This window comes from Streptococcus mitis SK575 (assembly GCF_000257865.1).
Lineage (GTDB): Bacteria > Bacillota > Bacilli > Lactobacillales > Streptococcaceae > Streptococcus > Streptococcus mitis_CQ.
Map to the genome: position 1 here is coordinate 16,180 of NZ_AICU01000069.1, position 18,504 is coordinate 34,683.

Genomic DNA, 18,504 nt, shown 5'->3' on the forward strand with positions numbered 1-18,504 from the left:
AACAAGGAATATTCCAGTAGATAGGTAGGTTATTTATTTTATCGAATTATCAAATCAAAGCAACTTGCTCATAAATTAATCAATCCAGTAATTTTTATCAGTTCCTGGATTTTGATTTTCAATAGGTGGAGGAGTCATATAGTCTTCACCAAACTCGTAAACCAAAATCTCATGGAATTTTCTAGGAATCTTCACAAGAATATTCTCATATGGTATTTCAATTGTATCGTATAACCACTCTTTCTTAATTCCACTTGGATAGTAAGAGTCATAGGTAGTACATGCAAGATCTGTAGCCTGCTCAACATCATATTGCAAAGCTAACTTCTCTAATTTTTCATTCCATTTCTGTGGAGAAGTCAGTCTAAAAATTGTAGATGCAAAATAACGTGGTAAATTTTTGACACCTCCATTATCTATTTTGACTCCTTTAAAATTCAGAGACGAAAGTCGGATAAATTGTTTATAAAGCCTCATCTTTTTTCTATCACGTTCATCTGTAACAACCCCATCGTATGGGAAAATATCAACACAAGTACCTAGAACAACCGACTTATCTAAAAGATTAGCATCTCTTCTTGTCCTCACATCATAAACTCTCATATATGTATAAGGGTAGCCTTTTGTTTCTCTATATGAAATTAATCTGTAGTAGGGATGTTTTTCATTTTTTAATATCTCATAGAGCTTTTCAAATTCATCTCGAGCCAAAGAAATGTCGGTATCATCATCCCAAGGAATAAAACCTTTATGGCGTACAGCTCCTAGCAAAGTTCCAAAATCAATAAAATATTTGATTTCATGCTCCTCACACAATTCATGCAAATAGTTTAAAATATCTAATTCAATTTGTTTAATTTCTTCAAGAGTCAAAATTTTCTCTGACATCTATTATTCACTCCTAATCTTTTTTACATCGAGTTAATGGCTTCTTCATTTCAATGACATCATTGGGATACCTTAATAATCTTCCACAATTGAAAATCATGATGAGAGAACCTTAGCTCAACTGGTGGCAGTTGCGTATAATCTCCGTAGTCCGAGGTCAGAATTTCATGATAGTTTTTTGGAATCATAAATTCCTTACCTTCGAATACACCCGTAATAGTTTGTTTCAACCACTCTCGCTTCCAGACTGGTTTATTCATATCTTTATAAATAAGATAGTCAACCAATTCGTAATCATCTACTTTTCTAGATTTAGCAAGCTCATCAATGCCTCTAATATACTTATTCGTATTTGTGAAATAGAAGATAATGACTGATATATAGCGAATTAAAGAATTTAATATACTTTTAGTATTGGTAATACCTTTAAATGTATAACAGCTCAATTGACGTTTTTTTATAAGTCTCGTCATTTTATCTTTAAAAACCGAGTCATCCTCGTAACCATCTACAGGGAAAATATCCACATAAATCCCCATATTGGAATCAATTCGAACATCTTCTTCTAGTAAATAAGTTTGATTATCCTGAACTTTCATAAAGGGATAAACATAGTTGAGATTATTTTTATAAGACATCACTTCGTAACGTTCATCAGGGTTAGCGATAAGATAGTCTTGCAACTTTTCATAATCTTCTCGTAACATACAGATATCCATGTCATCATCCCAAGGAATAAAACCTTTGTGACGAACCGCACCGATAAGACTGCCATAAGCTAGGAAATATTTGACACCAATTTTCTGACAAGTTTCATGAATGTATTCCATGATTCCTAGTTCCATCTGTTGAATCTCTCTAATATCAGTTACTTCCTGATAACGAATACCTTCATCACGTTTGCAAACAACTAATCCATAACCAATAATCAACCAAAAAATAATATTGATAAAGTTAGTTGAGTACATAATCTGACTTTCAAATAATTGACCGAACAAGATGCCAAAGAAAAGAATCATAATCAACTTTTCAGAGTTCTTTTTGGAAACAATCAAATAAGTCAAAAAGCGCTTAATTACATATCCTAGTAGAAGCAGAAAGGATACTAAACCTAAAATTCCAGAACTAACAAATATCGTTACCAAAATGTTATGGAAATTTCCACCAATAAGAGAATTTTGAATCTCAAATTTACTGAAATATTTTGTGTAATAATCTGGAACATTCCTTACACCATAACCAAAAATTGGTTTTGCACTTCCCATTTTTATAGCATTTTTCCAAATATAAGTTCTACCACTAGGTGTTGTTTCTATTAGATGAAGTTCGCCTGTTTTTTTTATAACTGAAGAATCTGTTTCTGCATAAGATTGTCCTTTATTTAAGTCTAATACAGTCGCTTTCCCCGAAGATATGTAAATAGAAGTTACATAACTCAATCCGATGTTAGTAGCAGAAACAAGTAAAGCAGAAACAATAAAGATTAGAAATCGCTTAGCTAACTTGCCCCTGTTAATAAAGAAACTATAAAACCCAATCATTAACACTAAAGATAATAAAGCACCCCTACTTTGCATGGTTGCAAAGTAAACTAATTGAATCACATTATTCAGTTTTAGATAAACAGAGTATTTGTTTCCTTTATGAATCAAATACATAGCCAAAACAATGCTAATATATGAAAAAATTGCACTAGCATTGGGATTAACAATTCCCCACAAACGCCCATTCATAACACCATAGTAATAAGATTGCTGTCCAATTTTAAATAGGATAAGTACTTTACTTACTAATAATGTAAATGCAAATATAGCAGAAGAAAAAGAAATAATTTGAATAGTGTAAGCAATCCAATCAAATAATTTCTTTAATTGACCTGATTCTAACATGGTAAATAATAAAATATAGGTTACCATAAAGAGGATCTCGATCACATTTCCAATCAAATGTCCAGAGCGATTGAAAATAGCTGATAACAGATGACTTCCAGCCAATAGACCAAATAAGGACAGAAATTTACGATCTACTATGATTTTTTTCCACTTAAACAATAATGTATAGCAAATATAAAACAATACAATTGCTGATAATCCCTTATAAAGAGGATTGGCTATCTTATAAACTAGTGAACTCATACTTAAAATCGAAATAAAAACGAACAGATATGAAACCCATAGTTTTGATTTTTCAAAGTATTCATTCATTATTGGAAAATTCATTTTCAACTCCTTCTCATAATATTAGTTTCTTAATCCAACAATTTTTTTATATATCCATGGAGAAAAGACAAGTGACAGGACAGCTATCTTACGAAATGTGGTGAAATAAGTATCCTTCCATATTTCGTGTCGATGCTGAATAATCCAAGTCCTTAGTTCGACTTTCTCCTTTTGATACTGCTCAGATGAAGTAAATATGATTTTATCGTAGACTGTGATATATGACCAACATTCTCTATTTTTTAATTCATATTTTAAATTAGGAAATACTTGTGATACTTGAGCAATAATTCTCATATAAACTTTTATCGTATCAAATACATACCGATTAACAGATGTTGTCGCACTTCCCTCACGATGATCATAATAATAAATTGGTTTGTCAATAAATACGCTACTGCATCTTGTCTTTAGTAGCAATTCAGTTAAAAATAAGGCATCTTCAGCTAGATGGTAGTCTGTATTAAATTTCTCATCTACCAGCAGGTCTCTCTTAAATAGTTTTGCGACTGGAAAGAATGATGTCTTAGTGGTCATCAGTAATTCTTTCATGGTTTCTTCTGTTGACCAAAGTTCTTTTCTACCAGAATACGGGGGTAAATCTGTCACTATTCCATTTTTGATATGATGTAGAGGAGCAATCACAAAACCTACATTTCCTCCCTCAACTGCACTAGCTAAAGTAGCTAGGTAATCCTTGGTGACGAAATCATCACTATCAACAAAAGTTATCCAAACACCCGTCGCTAGCTGAATTCCAATATTTCTGGCATTAGAAACACCAGCATTTTCGATATGGTAAACCTTGATATTTTCATACTGATATGCTAAATGATCACAGATTTGTCCACTGGAATCAGTAGATCCATCATTTATTAGGATTAGTTCAAAATTAGTATAAGTCTGATGAAGAATTGACTCCACACATCGCTCCAGGTAGGTTTCTACATTGTAGACTGGAACGATAACGCTAATTTTTTCACCCATCATGCTCCATATTCTCCCTTGTATTCTGTATAAGACTTATCCATATCAGCGATAACAGCATCATGATGTGGTAACTGCTTGTCTGCTGGTGGAGGTGTCATGTAATCCCCAAAAGCAATACTGAGATAGGCATCATAGCCAACTGGAATAGGCATCTCTGTCCCTTCAAATGGTAAGAAAAGATTATCTTCAAAAGATGCGATTGGGTACTTGTTTCTCATGTAGCCAGGACCTGAGCATAATTCCGTGATTCCATCGCTCTCAGCGAGACTGTACTTGGTCATTTCTTTCTCAGCTTTTTTCCAAATGCGATAACGGAGAGATTTTGGAGTCACACCCAGTAAAATACGGCTTCCCCATTTCATAAGTGCACCATGCTTTTCTGGAATAGTTTGGGCACAAAAGAGTGAATAAATCAAGGCCCAGCGAACCTGTTTCTTCCGCTCAGCTGGATTTTTAGGATAATAATCCAAAGGCAAAACATCCAAGGCCAGACCATGTGGCAATTCTAAATCCTGCTGATAAGGTTTGATACAGGTCGTTTCCTTGTCACGAATGGTAATAAAAAGATTGCGGTCGACAAAATCCTTGTTACTCTTCGACAAGAAATAACGCTCATCTGCATAACGAGGCCATAATTCTGCTAATTTTTCATAGTCCTTACGGGGCATAAAAAAGTCTAGGTCGTCGTCCCAAGGAATAAACCCCTTGTTTCGAAGGGCGCCAATAGCACCTCCGCCACAGAGATAGCAAAGCAAATCATGTTCCTTGCAAAAAGCCACAAAATATTCAGCCATCTCCAGACTTCGAGCCTGAATTGCTTTTAAATCAGTCATATTGTTCATTATTCTTTCTATCGTATCGTTCCATTATACCACAAATAGGGGGTGAAAATCTATTGAAGACTGTAAAAAATCAAAGCCTGACTGCTATCCAAATAGCTATCAAACTTTGATTTTTCTGTCTTATCTTATCTCAAGCCCATCTGAGATAATTTATTCTGATATTTGTTTTGATCGACAAGCAAGCCCAAGCCTCCATAAACATCATAGGCATCTACCCAGTCACCCAGTTCTGGAATCGTCAATTTTTCAATACCATTTTGAGCTCCGTCTAGGAAAGACAAGCCATTTGTTAACAGGAAGGTATAAGGAACATTCGTTGAGGTCATTGCGAATACCTTGCCAAGTGCCTCTGAGCCTGTAAAAAGCTTGGTTGGATCTTTGATTTGCTGAAGAACTGCTGTCAGTACTTGTTGCTGTCTTTTGGTACGGCCGTAATCCGCCTCATCATCATCACGGAAACGAGCATAATTGAGCAAGGTCGAGCCATTCATCTGCTGTTTTCCGACTTTAATAGTCTGGGTTGGAGACTCAGTCTCAGTCGCATGTAAATCATCTCCGACTGTAGCTTCTGTTAGTGGACGCCCATTCAATGTTGAAAATTGAGCATCAATCGTCACCCCATCAGGGAAAAGTGTGTCAATCGCTGTTGCAAAGGCCTGAAAATCGACCAAGGCATAGTACTTAATGTCCAAGTCAAAATTATCTTTCAAGACTTGGCGAACCATTTCTGCCCCTTTTTGCCCCTCTTGTTCTCCTAACTCATAGGCTACGTTTAACTTGTTATCTGTCTGTTTTCTACCGTTAATCACTTGACTGTAACCGTCTATATAAACCAAATTGTCACGCATGAAGCTGACCAGCTTAATTTTCTTATCCGAACCGCCAACATTTAATACCATAATAGAGTCCGTCCGCGTCTCAGCACTATTTTGACCGATTCGCCCATCTGTACCCATGATCAAAATATTAACACCATCTCTGGTATCCTGACCATTAAAAACTTCAACTTGAGCTGCCCTGGCATTGGCAATTTTATCTGGATTAGCATTGGTATAACCTTTTAAGAACATAAAAATCATACCCAATGCTAGACAAGCTAAGATAGCCAGTAATCCTGAAAAAATGCGCCCCCAACGTAGCTTCCGCTTTTTAGTTTTTTTCTTTGGAAGAGAATTGATTTTCTGGTATCTCTCAGAACGACTACGGCTATTATAAGAAGGAATCGAAGTGTTAGCACTTGACTTTCTATAATCCTCGGTCAATTCCTGATTTTCTGAGGTGGCGTCATTACTTGCCCTATTTAATTTGTCTTGCAAGTAAGCAAACTCTTTTTTTTCTCGCTCATTGAGGTAGTGAATATTCTTAAGTAGATAGTCATAACGCAACTGCTCATGATGGCTTAAGGGATTTTCTTTACTCATCTTCTCTCCTTTCCATGGTCTGATATTGGATAAATAGGATAGGCACCCAGAACCTTATACTGGATTCCTATGGCTTCTAATTCTTTTTGGGCAAAGCGGACCAAGGCCTTATCAGCATAGTCCACATCGATAATGAAAAAGTATTCGCCCAACGCTGTCTTGAGTGGACGACTTTCAATTTTTGTCAGGTCAATTCCTCTCCAAGCAAAGGTCGAAAGAGCCTTATAAAGTGCACCTGGAAGGTTGTCAGGTAAGGTCAAGGCCAAACTCATTTTCTCAGTTTGTGCTTGCAAGGGAATAGCTGCACCTTCAGCTCCCAGAACCCAGAATCGTGTGAAATTGGCTTCCATTTCCTGAATATCCTCAGCAATCAGTTCCAAGCCATATTCTTCAGCAGAACTTCTAGGTGCAATTGCTGCAAAGGGCTGGTCTGGATGTTCGGAAATAAAGCGGGCCGCATAAGCTGTACTAGCTGTCACCTCAATTTGAGCATCTGGATACTGTTCATCGATGAATTTCTTTCCTTGAGCCAAGGCCTGTGGATGTGAAAAAATCTTTTCAATCTTAGTATGGCCTGGAACCACCATCAACTGCTGATGAATAGGCTGAACGATTTCTGCTACTGCTTGAATGCGAGCCTGATGAAAAAGGTAGTCCAAGGTTTCATGAACACTACCCTCAATAGAATTTTCAACTGGCACCACAGAATAGTCCACCAAGCCTTGCTCATAGGCCTTGATGACATCTGTAATATTGGCAAAGGCCTGCAATTCCTCCTGAGGAAAAGCTGTCTGCACAACGTGGTGTGAAAATGATCCCTTGGGACCTAGATAAGCAATTTTCATCTCAGTTCCTCTATAATTTCCTCTGGGCTTAACTCGGTCACATCCAAAACCCGACTGGCTACTTCCTCATACCAGGCCTGTCTTTCTTGGAAAATAGCTGCTAGTTCTTCCTTGCTATTATTTAGAAAAAGCGGACGCTGATTGTCCTTATCAGCTGCGATACGGTGGTAGAGGGTTTCAAAATCAGCTTTCAGGTAGATGTTATCTGTATTAGTCTTGAGTAAGTCACGATTTCTCTGAGAAATAACCACTCCTCCTCCAGTTGACACGACTTGATCTCTTTGTAGTAAATCAGCTAGGACTTCTGATTCTACCTGACGAAAGGCTCCTTCTCCCTTTTCCGAGAAAAATTCCATAATGGACATGCCTAAGCGCTTCTCTATCAGAGCATCCATATCGAGATAATCTGGGTCCAAGCCTCTTGCAATAGTGGACTTGCCAGCTCCCATAAATCCTAGTAATACCTTAGCCATGAATCAAGCTCTCCAAATCATCAAAGAAGCTAGGATAGCTGGTATTGATGGCTTCAGCACGATCAAGATCCACCTCTCCATCTGCAACCAAGAGGGCCGCGATAGCCGTCATCATGCCGATACGATGGTCTCCAAAAGTATTGACTCTAGCACCGTGAAGGGCGGATTTTCCTTTGATAATCATCCCATCTGCCGTAGGAGTAATATCCGCACCCATGCTATTTAAAGCGTCTGCCACAACATGAATGCGGTCTGTTTCCTTGACCTTTAGCTCCTCAGCATCCTTGATAACTGTTACACCTTGGGCTTGAGTCGCAAGCAGGGCAATAATAGGCAATTCATCAATCAAACGTGGAATCAAAGCGCCACCAATCTCTGTTCCTTTCAAGTCAGAAGACTCAACAGTCAAGGTTGCAGATTTAGCGACTGGATCAATTTCAGTTATTTCCAATTTTCCACCCATAGCACGAATGACATCAATAATACCAGTACGCGTTTCGTTGATGCCCACATTCTTAAGCACCACACGAGAGTTTGGAACAATCAAACCAGCAACTAACCAAAAGGCTGCACTGGAAATATCTCCTGGTACGACCACCTTTTGTCCAGTCAGTTTTTGAGGCCCTTGGACTGTGATTTTTTTACCATCCACACTTAAACGGCCACCAAATTGTTGCAGCATATCTTCAGTATGATTACGGGTACACTCTTTTTCGATAATAACGGACTCCCCCTGAGCCTGCAAGGCCGCAAACATCAAGGCTGACTTGACTTGGGCTGAGGCAATCGGCAACTCATAATGAATAGGTGCTAAGTTTTTCGTCCCTTTTAAATGAAGAGGAGGCAGGTCTCGCTCAGTTTGCCCTGAAATACTAACACCCATTTTTTTCAGTGGAAGGGTCACACGGTCCATAGGACGTTTGGAAAGACTATCATCCCCAAACATTTCTACTTCAAAGTCTGCACCAGCAAGGACACCTGAAATCAGGCGAATCGAGGTTCCAGAATTCCCCATATCAAGGGCATTTTGCGGCACTTTTAGGCCGTCCATACCGACACCTTGAATGGTAATAACCCCATCTTTATCCTCAATATCAACACCAAGGTCACGAAAAACCTGCATGGTCGAAAGAACGTCTTCACCTCGCAGAATATCATAAACCTTAGTCTCACCCTCAGCCAAACTTCCAAAGATAATGGAACGGTGGCTGATAGACTTGTCACCTGGAACGCGGATACTGCCATGTAAGTGGCGAATGTTTGTTTTTAGTTTCATACTGGACCTCATACTTGCAATACTTTTACCTATTTTATCATAAAAAGCCAGAAATTCCTTAAAAATTCCTGACTTTAGGATTGTTATTTTCTTATTTTAGCAATTCTGAAACTGGTTCGAAAACAATTTTTTCAATGTCAGAAAGGTAAATTGCCAATTGTTGTTGCTTGGTAAAGAATTCTGACAAGAGGCTATTCCCCTGAATCTGCTTACCAAAGCCTTCCATCTTAGCTTGGAAGGAAGCGTCTGGCATTTGACCTGTCTGTGCTAGTTTTTGAATTTCCTCTTGAAAGGCAACATATTCTGTAAAGATTTTGCTTGCCTCAGCATCTGCTGAAATAGCATCTTTAGCTGCTTTGACAGCCTTGTATTCTGGTAATTCGCGTAGACCGCGACTGAGTTCATTTGCACTATCGTAAATATTTGACATGATTTTCTCCTTATTTGACAACGACTGTGTAGTCGGTATTTTCTGTTATGAGATGCTCAGCTCGTTCCAAGTCTTGAGCGTTTTTAAATGAAATTTGTAGGATCCCGTGAATATCTTCACGGTTTTCCTCATTGATGTGAATATTAACCAAGGAAGTTCCACGTAGCAATTCCAAAATCCTCAAGATGACATCTTCTTCATCGGGAACATCGACATAGAGGTCGTAAGAACTGTCCACTCCACCACGCTTATGGATTTCCATGGCCTGACGTTGCTCACGCGCTTTATTGAAAAAGTTCCAAACCTGCTCCTCATCTCCCTTGCTGATGGCTTGTCCAACCTCATCTAAACGTCCCTTGAAATCCTCAATTCGGTCTAGAATAGTCTCACGATTGGACAAGAGAATGGATGTCCACATACCTGGCTCGCTTTCCGCAATTCGAGTCATATCTCGAAAACCACCGGCCGCAAAATGCCTTGCCATCTCATGTTCTTGAGCATAGACCGCGGTCTGCTCCATGAGACTAGAAGCTAGAATATGAGGGAAATGGCTAATCTGAGAAGTGACTCGATCATGCTCCTTGGCATCAATCTCGATAAAGCGAGCATGAAGACCTGAAAGCAAGTCCTTCATTTCCTCAAGCGTGTCTTGACCTGTCAGACTCGAAGGTGTAAAGATATAATAGGCATTTTCAAAGAGATTGACATCCGCAGAGGCGGCCCCTGTCTTGTGACTACCAGCCATAGGATGAGCACCGACAAAGCGAACAGGCTTACCAGCTAAATACTGCTCCGCCGCATCCACAATAGCTGACTTGGTCGAACCGGCATCTGAAATAATCACTCCTTCTTTCAAGTCCAAGTCGGCCAACTCCTTAATGAAAGCAATGGTTTGTTTGATTGGCAAACTGAGGATGATGATATCTGCCAAAGGAGCAAAACTGGCAAAATCATCCGTTGCACGGTCAATCATGCCTTCTTTCAAGGCAATATCTCTCGAAGCTTGACTGCGATTATAACCTAAAATTTCATAATCTGGATGATCACGTTTGATACCAAGTGCCATAGAGGCACCAATCAATCCAAGACCTGCGATATAGACTGTTTTTGCCATAGGAACTCCTTAATAGTTCTTTGTATAGTCTCGGTGTTTAGCTACCGCTTCTTTTAATTCCTCAAGATTATCTGATGAGAATTTTTCAAGGATTTCTTGTGCCAGAACCGTTGCTACAACAGCTTCCATGACCACTCCTGCAGCTGGAAGAGCGGTCGGATCACTTCTCTCCACGGTTGCCTTGTAGGGTTCGTGGGTTTCGATATCCACACTCATAAGTGGTTTATAAAGAGTAGGAATAGGTTTCATGACTCCACGAACAACGATGGGTTGCCCATTGGTCATACCACCTTCAAAGCCCCCTAGATTGTTGGTACGGCGAGTATAGCCATCTTCTTTAGACCAGAGAATTTCGTCCATAACTTGGCTGCCTTTGCGGTAACCAGCTTCAAAGCCAAGACCAAATTCCACCCCTTTAAAAGCATTGATAGAAACAACGGCTTGGGCCAATCTCGCATCCAATTTTCTGTCCCATTGAACATAGGAACCAAGTCCTACTGGTACGCCTCCGACGACTGTCTCCACAACTCCACCGATGGTATCACCGTCACGTTTGATTTGGTCAATATAGTCCTTGATTTCCTGTTCTCGTTCTTTGTTGACAATAGAAACTTCAGACTGGGCAGCTTGTTGCTTGATTTCAGCGACTGTCAGATTTTCAGGTACATCGATTTCCTTGCCACCAAAGACCACAACATGGTTAGCAATCTCCATATCCAGTTCAGCTAAGAGACGTTTGGCTACAGCCCCAACTGCCACTCGCATGGTGGTTTCACGAGCTGATGAACGTTCCAAAGAATTCCGTAAATCATCAAAACGGTACTTGATGCCTCCAACCAAATCGGCATGACCTGGGCGAGGATGGGTGATTTTTCGTTTGCTTTTAAGGCGGTCTTCAATGTCCTCCGCAGACATGATGTCCAGCCATTTTTGGTGGTCCTTATTGATGACATCCATAGTAATGGGAGCCCCTGTCGTTTTCCCATGGCGAACGCCAGAAGTAAAGACAACCTGATCACTCTCAATTTTCATACGACCGCCACGACCGTAGCCACCCTGACGGCGCTTAAGGTACTCATTGATATCCTCAGCTGTCAAAGGAAGCCCAGCTGGAATTCCTTCAATGATAGCTGTCAGACGGGGGCCGTGTGATTCTCCTGCAGTTAAATATCTCATACACTCTCCTTATTTTACCAAGTAGTCTTTCATCTCTTCCAGAGAAACTGAGTGGATAGTCGCTGAACCGAGCTCTGGCACCAAGACCAATTTCAAGGTATTACCACGCGCCTTCTTATCATGAGTCAAAGCCTGATAAAGCTTGTCAACATCCCAGTTTTCATAGTCAACAGGCAATCCAAATTTCTGACACATCTCTGTGATAGATTGGGTAATGCCAGCTGGCATAAGTCCCTTCTCCTCAGCAACCTTGGATATCTGCACCATTCCCACAGCCACAGCTTCACCATGCATGACCTTGCCATAGCCGGCCGTCGCTTCAATAGCATGGCCAATGGTATGCCCAAAATTGAGGTAAAGGCGAACACCATTATCCAACTCATCCTCAACCACCATCTTGCGCTTGACCTGACAAGAAAGTTCAATCAAGGTCTCCGAACTTTCCAAGATACTCTCTACAGAACCATCCAACTCCGTCAAGATTTTCCAAAGTTCTGGATCCTCAATCAAGCCATACTTGATGACCTCACCCATTCCTTCAATCAGTTCTCTTTTTCCGAGTGTTTCAAGGACAAGCGGATCGATCAGAACCCCGTCTGGCTGGGCAAAGGTACCCACCATATTCTTAGCAAATGGAGTATTGACGCCCGTCTTTCCACCGATTGAAGAATCCACCTGGGCAGTCAAGCTAGTCGGAATCTGAACAAAATGAATACCCCGCATATAGGTAGAGGCTACGAAACCAGCCAGGTCTCCAACGACACCACCTCCGAGAGCCACGATTCCATCACTACGAGTCAGACCTTGCTTGACTAAAAATTCATAGACTTTCTGGACAGTAGTTAAATTCTTTCTTTCTTCGCCTTCTAAAAAGTCAAAAACAGCTACCTGAAAACCAGCATCTTCTAGGCTGAGCTTGACCTTCTCTGCATAAAGAGAAGCTACATGGTTATCTGTCACAATGACTACCTTTTGTGGTTGCCAGAGTTCTCGCAACCATTGACCTGCCTGAGCCAGACAACCTTTTTCAATCTGAATATCATAAGGATGATGAGGAATATCGATTCTGATTTTCATAGGAGAATCTCCTTTTCTTTATTGGTATTTTTCTGTTAAGGACTGCCAAATCTCTTCCGTCGGCATTTCCTTGCCTGTCCACAGTTGAAAGGCTTCTGCAGCTTGATAGAGCAACATTCCCAGACCATTGACGGCTGAATTACCCTGACTTCTGGCCCATTTTAAAAATGGCGTTTCAAAGGGTTGGTAAATGATATCTGCTACTAAAAGAGTTTCTGATAGGACAATGCTTTCAGGAACTGGGGATGATTTACCATCCATGCCCACACTGGTGGCATTGACAAGTAAATCCGACTCAGCAATCCTTGCTTGCAGTTCAAAAACATCTTCTAAAGCATACAAGTCCACTTTAAAGCCTGTTTGCTCCTGTAACTTGTCTAGATAAGGTCTTGTTTTTTCCATGGAAACTGAACGAACAAAGACCGAAATCTGACTGACGCCGTCCAAAATAGCTTGTGCCAAAATGGACTTGGCCGCACCGCCTGCACCCAGCAGGGTCATCTTCTTACCTGTAATTGTAAAAGAAGGCAAGCTCTTAAAAAATCCCTTGCCATCTGTATTATATCCAATTAAATTGCCATTCTCATTGACAACCGTATTGACCGCGCCGATCAAGCGCGCTTCGTCACTCAGCTCATCCAAATAAGGAATCACCTGCTCCTTATAGGGCATGGAGAGATTGATGCCAAACATCTGGTAGCGACGAATATTGGCCACTGTTTCTGCCAAATCACCCGCTTCAATCTCCCAAGCAACATAAACACCATTGGTAGCTGTCGCCTCAAAGGCACTATTGTGAATAAAAGGAGAAATAGAATGCTTAATAGGATTGGCAACAACGGCAGCTAAACGTGTATAACCATCAAGCTTCATCCAAAATCTCCCGAATTTTTTTCATGTTAGCTAAGGAAATCTGACCTGGGGCACTTGCCTCATCTAGACTAGCAAAGGACCAGCTAGAACCTGTCACATCCGCAGTGATACGAGAGACCTTGCCCACTTTTCCCATAGAAATGGTCACATATTCCTGCTCAGGATTGAGGGTTTTAAAGCCTCGTGTATAGTTCATCAAGTCTAGCACATCCTGCTCCGTGTGGGCCATCACCGCAACCTTAACAAGTTTTGGATTTAAGCTCGTCAACTCTGACAAGATTTCCATCATATTTTCAGGTGTTTCTTGAAAATTATGGTAACTCAAAACGAGATTTGGGAAGTCCAGCATTTCCTCAAAAACATCCTTGTAGCTATAGTACTCAAAATCAATATAGTCTGGTTGATAGAGTTGCGCCACTTCCTTGATTAGATGGATATATTCTTCTGGAGAAAGGTCGATTTCTCCCCCTTCAGAGCGAGTTCGCAATGTGAAAACCAACTCACGACCTGCAAATTTTTCAAAAATAGCTGGAGCTACCTGCAAAATCGCTTCTTTAGGCAGATAGTCGGCACGCCATTCAATGATGTCGGCATCCAGATACCTCGTAGCATCCAGAGCCTGAGCTTCCTCTAAACTTCTTGGCATTACTGAAACGATTAATTTCATTTACTAACCTTCATACTAATCACCTTGAGGTAATTACTACTTTCATCTTTTTTATTATAGGCAAAATCTGCTGGAAGACCGTATTTGTTTAAAATCTGGTAACTTCTTCCTGCAAAGCCTTTATCAATTTGTTCTGTAAATTTCTGACGGGAAACATTGGCAGCATTGGTACTGGCAATGATAATCCCTCCCGGATTTAAAATCTCAAGACTCTGGGATATCAACTTGTGATAATCCTTGGCCACAGAGAAGGTCTGTTTTTTGTTCCGAGCAAAGCTAGGAGGATCTAGTACAATCACATCGTAGGTCAAGCCTTTTCGCTTGGCATACTTGAAATATTCAAAGACATCCATGACTATAAAACGATGGTCGCCTGTGCTGATTCCATTTGCCTGAAAATGCGCTTGAGACAATTCTCGTGAACGTTTAGCTAGGTCAACCGAAGTAGTCTGGCTTGCTCCTCCCATGGCCGCAACTACTGAAAAGGCTGCTGTGTAGGAAAACATATTGAGCAAGGATTTACCCATAGCCAATCCATCCACTAAACTACCGCGGACTTCATGCTGGTCTAGGAAAATTCCTGTCATCAAGCCATCATTCATAAAGACTTGATACAGAACACCATTTTCTAAAACAGTGAAAAAGTCAGGTGCTTCTTGACCATAAACATGGGCTGATTCATAGTCCAACCCCTTAAAGCGTATCTTCTCATATGTCCCTAAGACCTCAGGAAAAACCTGTCTAAAAGCTTCTGAGATAACCTTGCGAATCTGATAAACATAAGAGTTATACCAAGAAAAGACAGCATAGTCGCCATAAAGGTCCACTGTCAGACCGCCAAAGCCATCTCCCTCTTGGTTGAAGAGACGAAAGGCAGTTGTCAAATCATCTTGATAGTAGGCGCTTCTCTTTTCTTTAGCTTGTCTAAACAGCATTTCAAAGAAAGCTTGATTGAAGGTCACCTTGTCCTTACTAACAAACCAGCCCAAGCCCTTGTTTTGCTGGGAAAGGTAGGCAGTCCCAAGAAAGTTTCCTTCTTGACTCTGCACTTCTACTTCCTGATCCTTAAGATTGACATTCTCAAGATCACTGGCTTCTAGTAAAACCAGACCTTTGGCGAGCTTCTTTTCAACCCTTTTACTAACTCTTATTCTATTCATAACTACCATTATATCAAACTTTTAGCCAATTCTCAAAAAAGAAACTACCCTTGCTTTTTTACTCTTCTTTTAAAAAATGGTATACTAATACTAATAAAAAATTAGGAAGTAAATGTGTGAAAAGCAATTTTAACAAAATCCAAAAAGCCATCGGTACCAGACTGGGTTTTGTCCTAACCCTTTTAATCCTCTATTGGCTCAAAACCTTATTAGCCTATACCGTTGACTTTAATTTAGATATTCAAGTTGGCAAGTTGCAGGGAAATTACCTTGCCTTTATCGCCTTTTTCAATCCTCTTCCTTTGGGACTCCTCCTGCTGGCTCTAGCCCTCTATGCTCGGTCAACCAAGATCTTTTATGGCCTGAGTATAGCTATTTATAGCCTTTTATTCATTTGGCTCTATTCCAATGTCTTTTACTATCGAGAATTTAGCGACTTTATCACGGCTAATACCATGAAGGTGGTCAGCAAGGTGTCTGTCGGCACTGCGGAATTAGAGTTACTGCGTCCTTGGGATTTCATCTATTTTATGGATTTCCCATTGCTGGCTTTCCTTTTCTATAAAAAACTCATCAAGCTGGACAGGAGACCTTTCAAATTCCGCTCCAGTGTTGCTATCACTGCACTCTCAGCCTTGCTCTTTTCTGCTAATCTTTTCTTGGCTGAAATTGAGCGTCCCGATCTCCTATCGCGAGGATTTTCGAATTATTATGTTGTTCGCGCCCTCAGTTTGCCAGCCTTTTTAGGCTATAGTGCCAACCAATCCTACAGTGCAAACAAAGAACGTGCCAAGGCCTCTGAGACTGATCTTCAACCTATTACAGATTATATTCAAGAACATTCTGCTAAACCCAATCCAGACTATTTCGGCTTAGCCAAAGGGAAAAATGTGATTTATCTCCACTTGGAGAGTTTTCAGCAGTTCCTACTGGACTATAAACTCAACATAGATGGAACTGAGCATGAAGTCACTCCCTTCCTCAACTCCCTCTACCATTCGCAATCTACACTAGCCTTTTCGAATATCTTTAACCAAGTCAAGGCTGGTAAGACCTCAGATGCAGAAACTATGCTGGAGACCGGTTTATTTGGCCTTGACCAAGGTTCCTTTATGGTCAACTACGGTGGCACCAATACCCAGCAGGCAGCACCTTTTATCCTATCAAAAAATGGATACCAATCAAGTGCTGTCTTTCACGGTAATATCGGGACCTTCTGGAACCGAAATACGACCTACAAACAATGGGGCTACCAATACTTCTTTGATGCTTCCTATTTTACCAAGCAAAACAGTAGCAATTCTTTCCAATATGGTTTAAATGATAAAATCATGATGAAAGATTCTATCCAATATCTGGAACACTTACAGCAACCTTTTTATGCTAAGTATATCACGGTGTCCAATCACTATCCTTATGCTAGCAATCTGACTGGCGATGAGCTTGGTTTCCCCTTGGCCAAAACCAAAGATGAAACGATCAATGGCTATTTCCAAACAGCCAACTATCTGGACAGTGCTATCAAGGCCTTCTTTGACTATCTCAAAGAAAGTGACCTCTATGAAAAATCCATCATCGTCATCTACGGAGACCATTATGGAATTTCTAACTCCCGCAATCCTGAGCTGGCACCCTTGATTGGCAAGACTTCTGAGAACTGGTCGAATTACGACAATGCCATGTTGCAACGAGTGCCTTTTATGGTGGTCATGCCTGGCTATGAAAAAGGACAAATCATCAATACCTACGGTGGACAAATCGATATCTTACCGACTCTCGAACACCTCCTTGGTATTGAGTCCAGTTCCTTCCTTCAAGTCGGCCAAGACCTTCTGTCTCCAGATCATCAAGAAATCATTGCCTTTCGGACTGCCAATTCCTTCGTCACACCTAAATACACCAGTTACGACGGACGAACCTACTATACTGAAAGCGGTCTTGAAATCAGTAATCTTGATGAACAAGCTCAGACTGAACTAGAAATCGTTCGGCAGGCAGCCAGCCAACAGCTAAAAATCAGCGACCAAATTCAAACTGGCGATTTGATACGTTTCTACCAAGCAGATCATCTTGGAAAAGTTGATACAGAAAGTATTTCTTACCTCAATTCTTTACCAATTCTGCAAAAGATTGAGCAGGAAAAAGGTAGTCAATCAACCAGTCTCTTTAGCCAACGACAAGGTAAAACCAGTGCTGACCTTTTCAAGGCACCAAGTTACCAAGAACTCCACCCAGAGTCGGCAGAAACTGAATCAAAATCACAATAAAAATGCTCTTCCGTCTTGGAGGAGCATTTCTTTTTATCAAATAAAATTCAACGAAAATCAAAGAGGAAACTGGCCTCAGGTTAACTGTAAGATTGTAGGTAGAGAGGTTGTACCTGCAGTATATGTCTGTCAAGTTTAGTGACGTAGATAGTAGAAGAACGATGAGAAGGCATAGAGAGAAGATAAATCAGCTTCAGCAGGTATCTGGAAAATTTGATTCTATAGAGAAGCCTTTTGTTACAAACTCAATATACTATCAATAAATAATAATATAGAAGCAAGAATAATTAAAATTTCACCTATCTGCATAATTCTATTTCGAACTCTAAATATATGTTCTATCAAAAATACTTGGATCACACACATTATAGAAATTAACGTTTTTGAAATTGAAAAATATCCAAATAAATAAACTATAAACAACAAAAATAGAACTATGTTATATTTCTTATTCATGACATTCCCCTCTTTATTTTTTGATTACCAATCTTAATCATTTACAACTACATTATAACAAACTAGGAAAGCCTTGTTAACAAATATTGCCATTTTTTAAATTTTTTTGTGATTCGAATGTGATAAGCTACTTCGATATTGATTATAGATGATTTTTCGTTTATACTTAGAGGTGAACACAATGTGATAGAAAAGTGCCACTTTGTGTGCGATAAACTATGAGCCTTTTGTGCCATATTTTTCTCCTTTCGCTTTACAATTGGCTTGAACACCTTTATTGTATCGCGTTTGGAGTTTTTTGGTATAACCTTCGACACACAGCCGCATAGC

Annotated in this window: 16 protein-coding genes and 1 pseudogene; 1 reads left to right on the forward strand and 16 read right to left on the reverse strand. The window is 40.1% G+C overall.

The features are described 5' to 3' along the window. Positions 1-75: 75 nt before the first annotated feature. From HMPREF1048_RS08720 to HMPREF1048_RS08790, 15 genes are all read right to left on the reverse strand, one after another. Positions 76-888, reverse strand: a complete 813-nt coding sequence (locus HMPREF1048_RS08720; RefSeq protein WP_001290855.1) for a LicD family protein — start codon at positions 886-888, stop codon at positions 76-78. Between the two features lie 59 nt (positions 889-947). Next, complete coding sequence (locus HMPREF1048_RS08725) at positions 948-3,107, reverse strand: LicD family protein (RefSeq protein ID WP_001010606.1); 2,160 nt, start codon at positions 3,105-3,107, stop codon at positions 948-950. Positions 3,108-3,128: 21 nt separating this feature from the next. Then, a complete protein-coding gene (locus HMPREF1048_RS08730; protein ID WP_000971801.1) occupies positions 3,129-4,097 on the reverse strand; it encodes a glycosyltransferase family 2 protein in 969 nt (322 codons plus the stop codon). After that, positions 4,094-4,939 (reverse strand): LicD family protein, encoded by an 846-nt coding sequence (locus HMPREF1048_RS08735; protein ID WP_001061997.1) that lies wholly within the window; start codon positions 4,937-4,939, stop codon positions 4,094-4,096. Before HMPREF1048_RS08735 ends, HMPREF1048_RS08730 begins: the two co-directional genes overlap by 4 nt. A 125-nt stretch (positions 4,940-5,064) precedes the next feature. After that, a complete protein-coding gene (locus HMPREF1048_RS08740) occupies positions 5,065-6,360 on the reverse strand; it encodes an LCP family protein (RefSeq protein WP_000032340.1) in 1,296 nt (431 codons plus the stop codon). Continuing rightward, entirely contained in the window at positions 6,357-7,205 is an 849-nt protein-coding gene (pheA, locus tag HMPREF1048_RS08745) for a prephenate dehydratase (protein ID WP_000686442.1), read from the reverse strand. Before pheA ends, HMPREF1048_RS08740 begins: the two co-directional genes overlap by 4 nt. Beyond that, the gene (locus tag HMPREF1048_RS08750) at positions 7,202-7,678 is read right to left on the reverse strand and encodes a shikimate kinase (RefSeq protein ID WP_001151366.1); all 477 of its coding nucleotides are present in this window, start codon (positions 7,676-7,678) and stop codon (positions 7,202-7,204) included. The genes pheA and HMPREF1048_RS08750 overlap by 4 nt, the downstream gene beginning before the upstream one ends. After that, entirely contained in the window at positions 7,671-8,954 is a 1,284-nt protein-coding gene (gene aroA, locus HMPREF1048_RS08755) for a 3-phosphoshikimate 1-carboxyvinyltransferase (protein ID WP_004249025.1), read from the reverse strand. The genes HMPREF1048_RS08750 and aroA overlap by 8 nt, the downstream gene beginning before the upstream one ends. A 91-nt stretch (positions 8,955-9,045) precedes the next feature. Continuing rightward, entirely contained in the window at positions 9,046-9,384 is a 339-nt protein-coding gene (locus HMPREF1048_RS08760; RefSeq protein WP_000065978.1) for a YlbF/YmcA family competence regulator, read from the reverse strand. A gap of 10 nt (positions 9,385-9,394) precedes the next feature. Then, the gene (locus tag HMPREF1048_RS08765) at positions 9,395-10,498 is read right to left on the reverse strand and encodes a prephenate dehydrogenase (protein ID WP_001140854.1); all 1,104 of its coding nucleotides are present in this window, start codon (positions 10,496-10,498) and stop codon (positions 9,395-9,397) included. Positions 10,499-10,507: 9 nt separating this feature from the next. Beyond that, positions 10,508-11,674, reverse strand: a complete 1,167-nt coding sequence (gene aroC, locus HMPREF1048_RS08770) for a chorismate synthase (RefSeq protein WP_001269873.1) — start codon at positions 11,672-11,674, stop codon at positions 10,508-10,510. A gap of 9 nt (positions 11,675-11,683) precedes the next feature. Then, a complete protein-coding gene (aroB, locus tag HMPREF1048_RS08775; RefSeq protein ID WP_000702142.1) occupies positions 11,684-12,751 on the reverse strand; it encodes a 3-dehydroquinate synthase in 1,068 nt (355 codons plus the stop codon). 18 nt (positions 12,752-12,769) lie between these two features. After that, on the reverse strand, positions 12,770-13,624 hold the full coding sequence (locus tag HMPREF1048_RS08780) for a shikimate dehydrogenase (protein ID WP_000762509.1): 855 nt from the start codon (positions 13,622-13,624) through the stop codon (positions 12,770-12,772). Further along, a complete protein-coding gene (gene aroD, locus HMPREF1048_RS08785; protein ID WP_000767765.1) occupies positions 13,614-14,291 on the reverse strand; it encodes a type I 3-dehydroquinate dehydratase in 678 nt (225 codons plus the stop codon). The genes HMPREF1048_RS08780 and aroD overlap by 11 nt, the downstream gene beginning before the upstream one ends. After that, complete coding sequence (locus HMPREF1048_RS08790) at positions 14,288-15,451, reverse strand: class I SAM-dependent rRNA methyltransferase (RefSeq protein ID WP_004249031.1); 1,164 nt, start codon at positions 15,449-15,451, stop codon at positions 14,288-14,290. Before HMPREF1048_RS08790 ends, aroD begins: the two co-directional genes overlap by 4 nt. A gap of 116 nt (positions 15,452-15,567) precedes the next feature. On the opposite strand from HMPREF1048_RS08790, the gene HMPREF1048_RS08795 reads away from it, so the two are divergent. Next, complete coding sequence (locus HMPREF1048_RS08795; protein WP_000840066.1) at positions 15,568-17,718, forward strand: LTA synthase family protein; 2,151 nt, start codon at positions 15,568-15,570, stop codon at positions 17,716-17,718. Positions 17,719-18,297: 579 nt separating this feature from the next. On the opposite strand, the pseudogene HMPREF1048_RS13485 reads toward HMPREF1048_RS08795, so the two are convergent. Then, positions 18,298-18,410, reverse strand: a pseudogene (locus HMPREF1048_RS13485) (IS200/IS605 family transposase); the annotation flags it as partial. Positions 18,411-18,504: the final 94 nt, after the last annotated feature.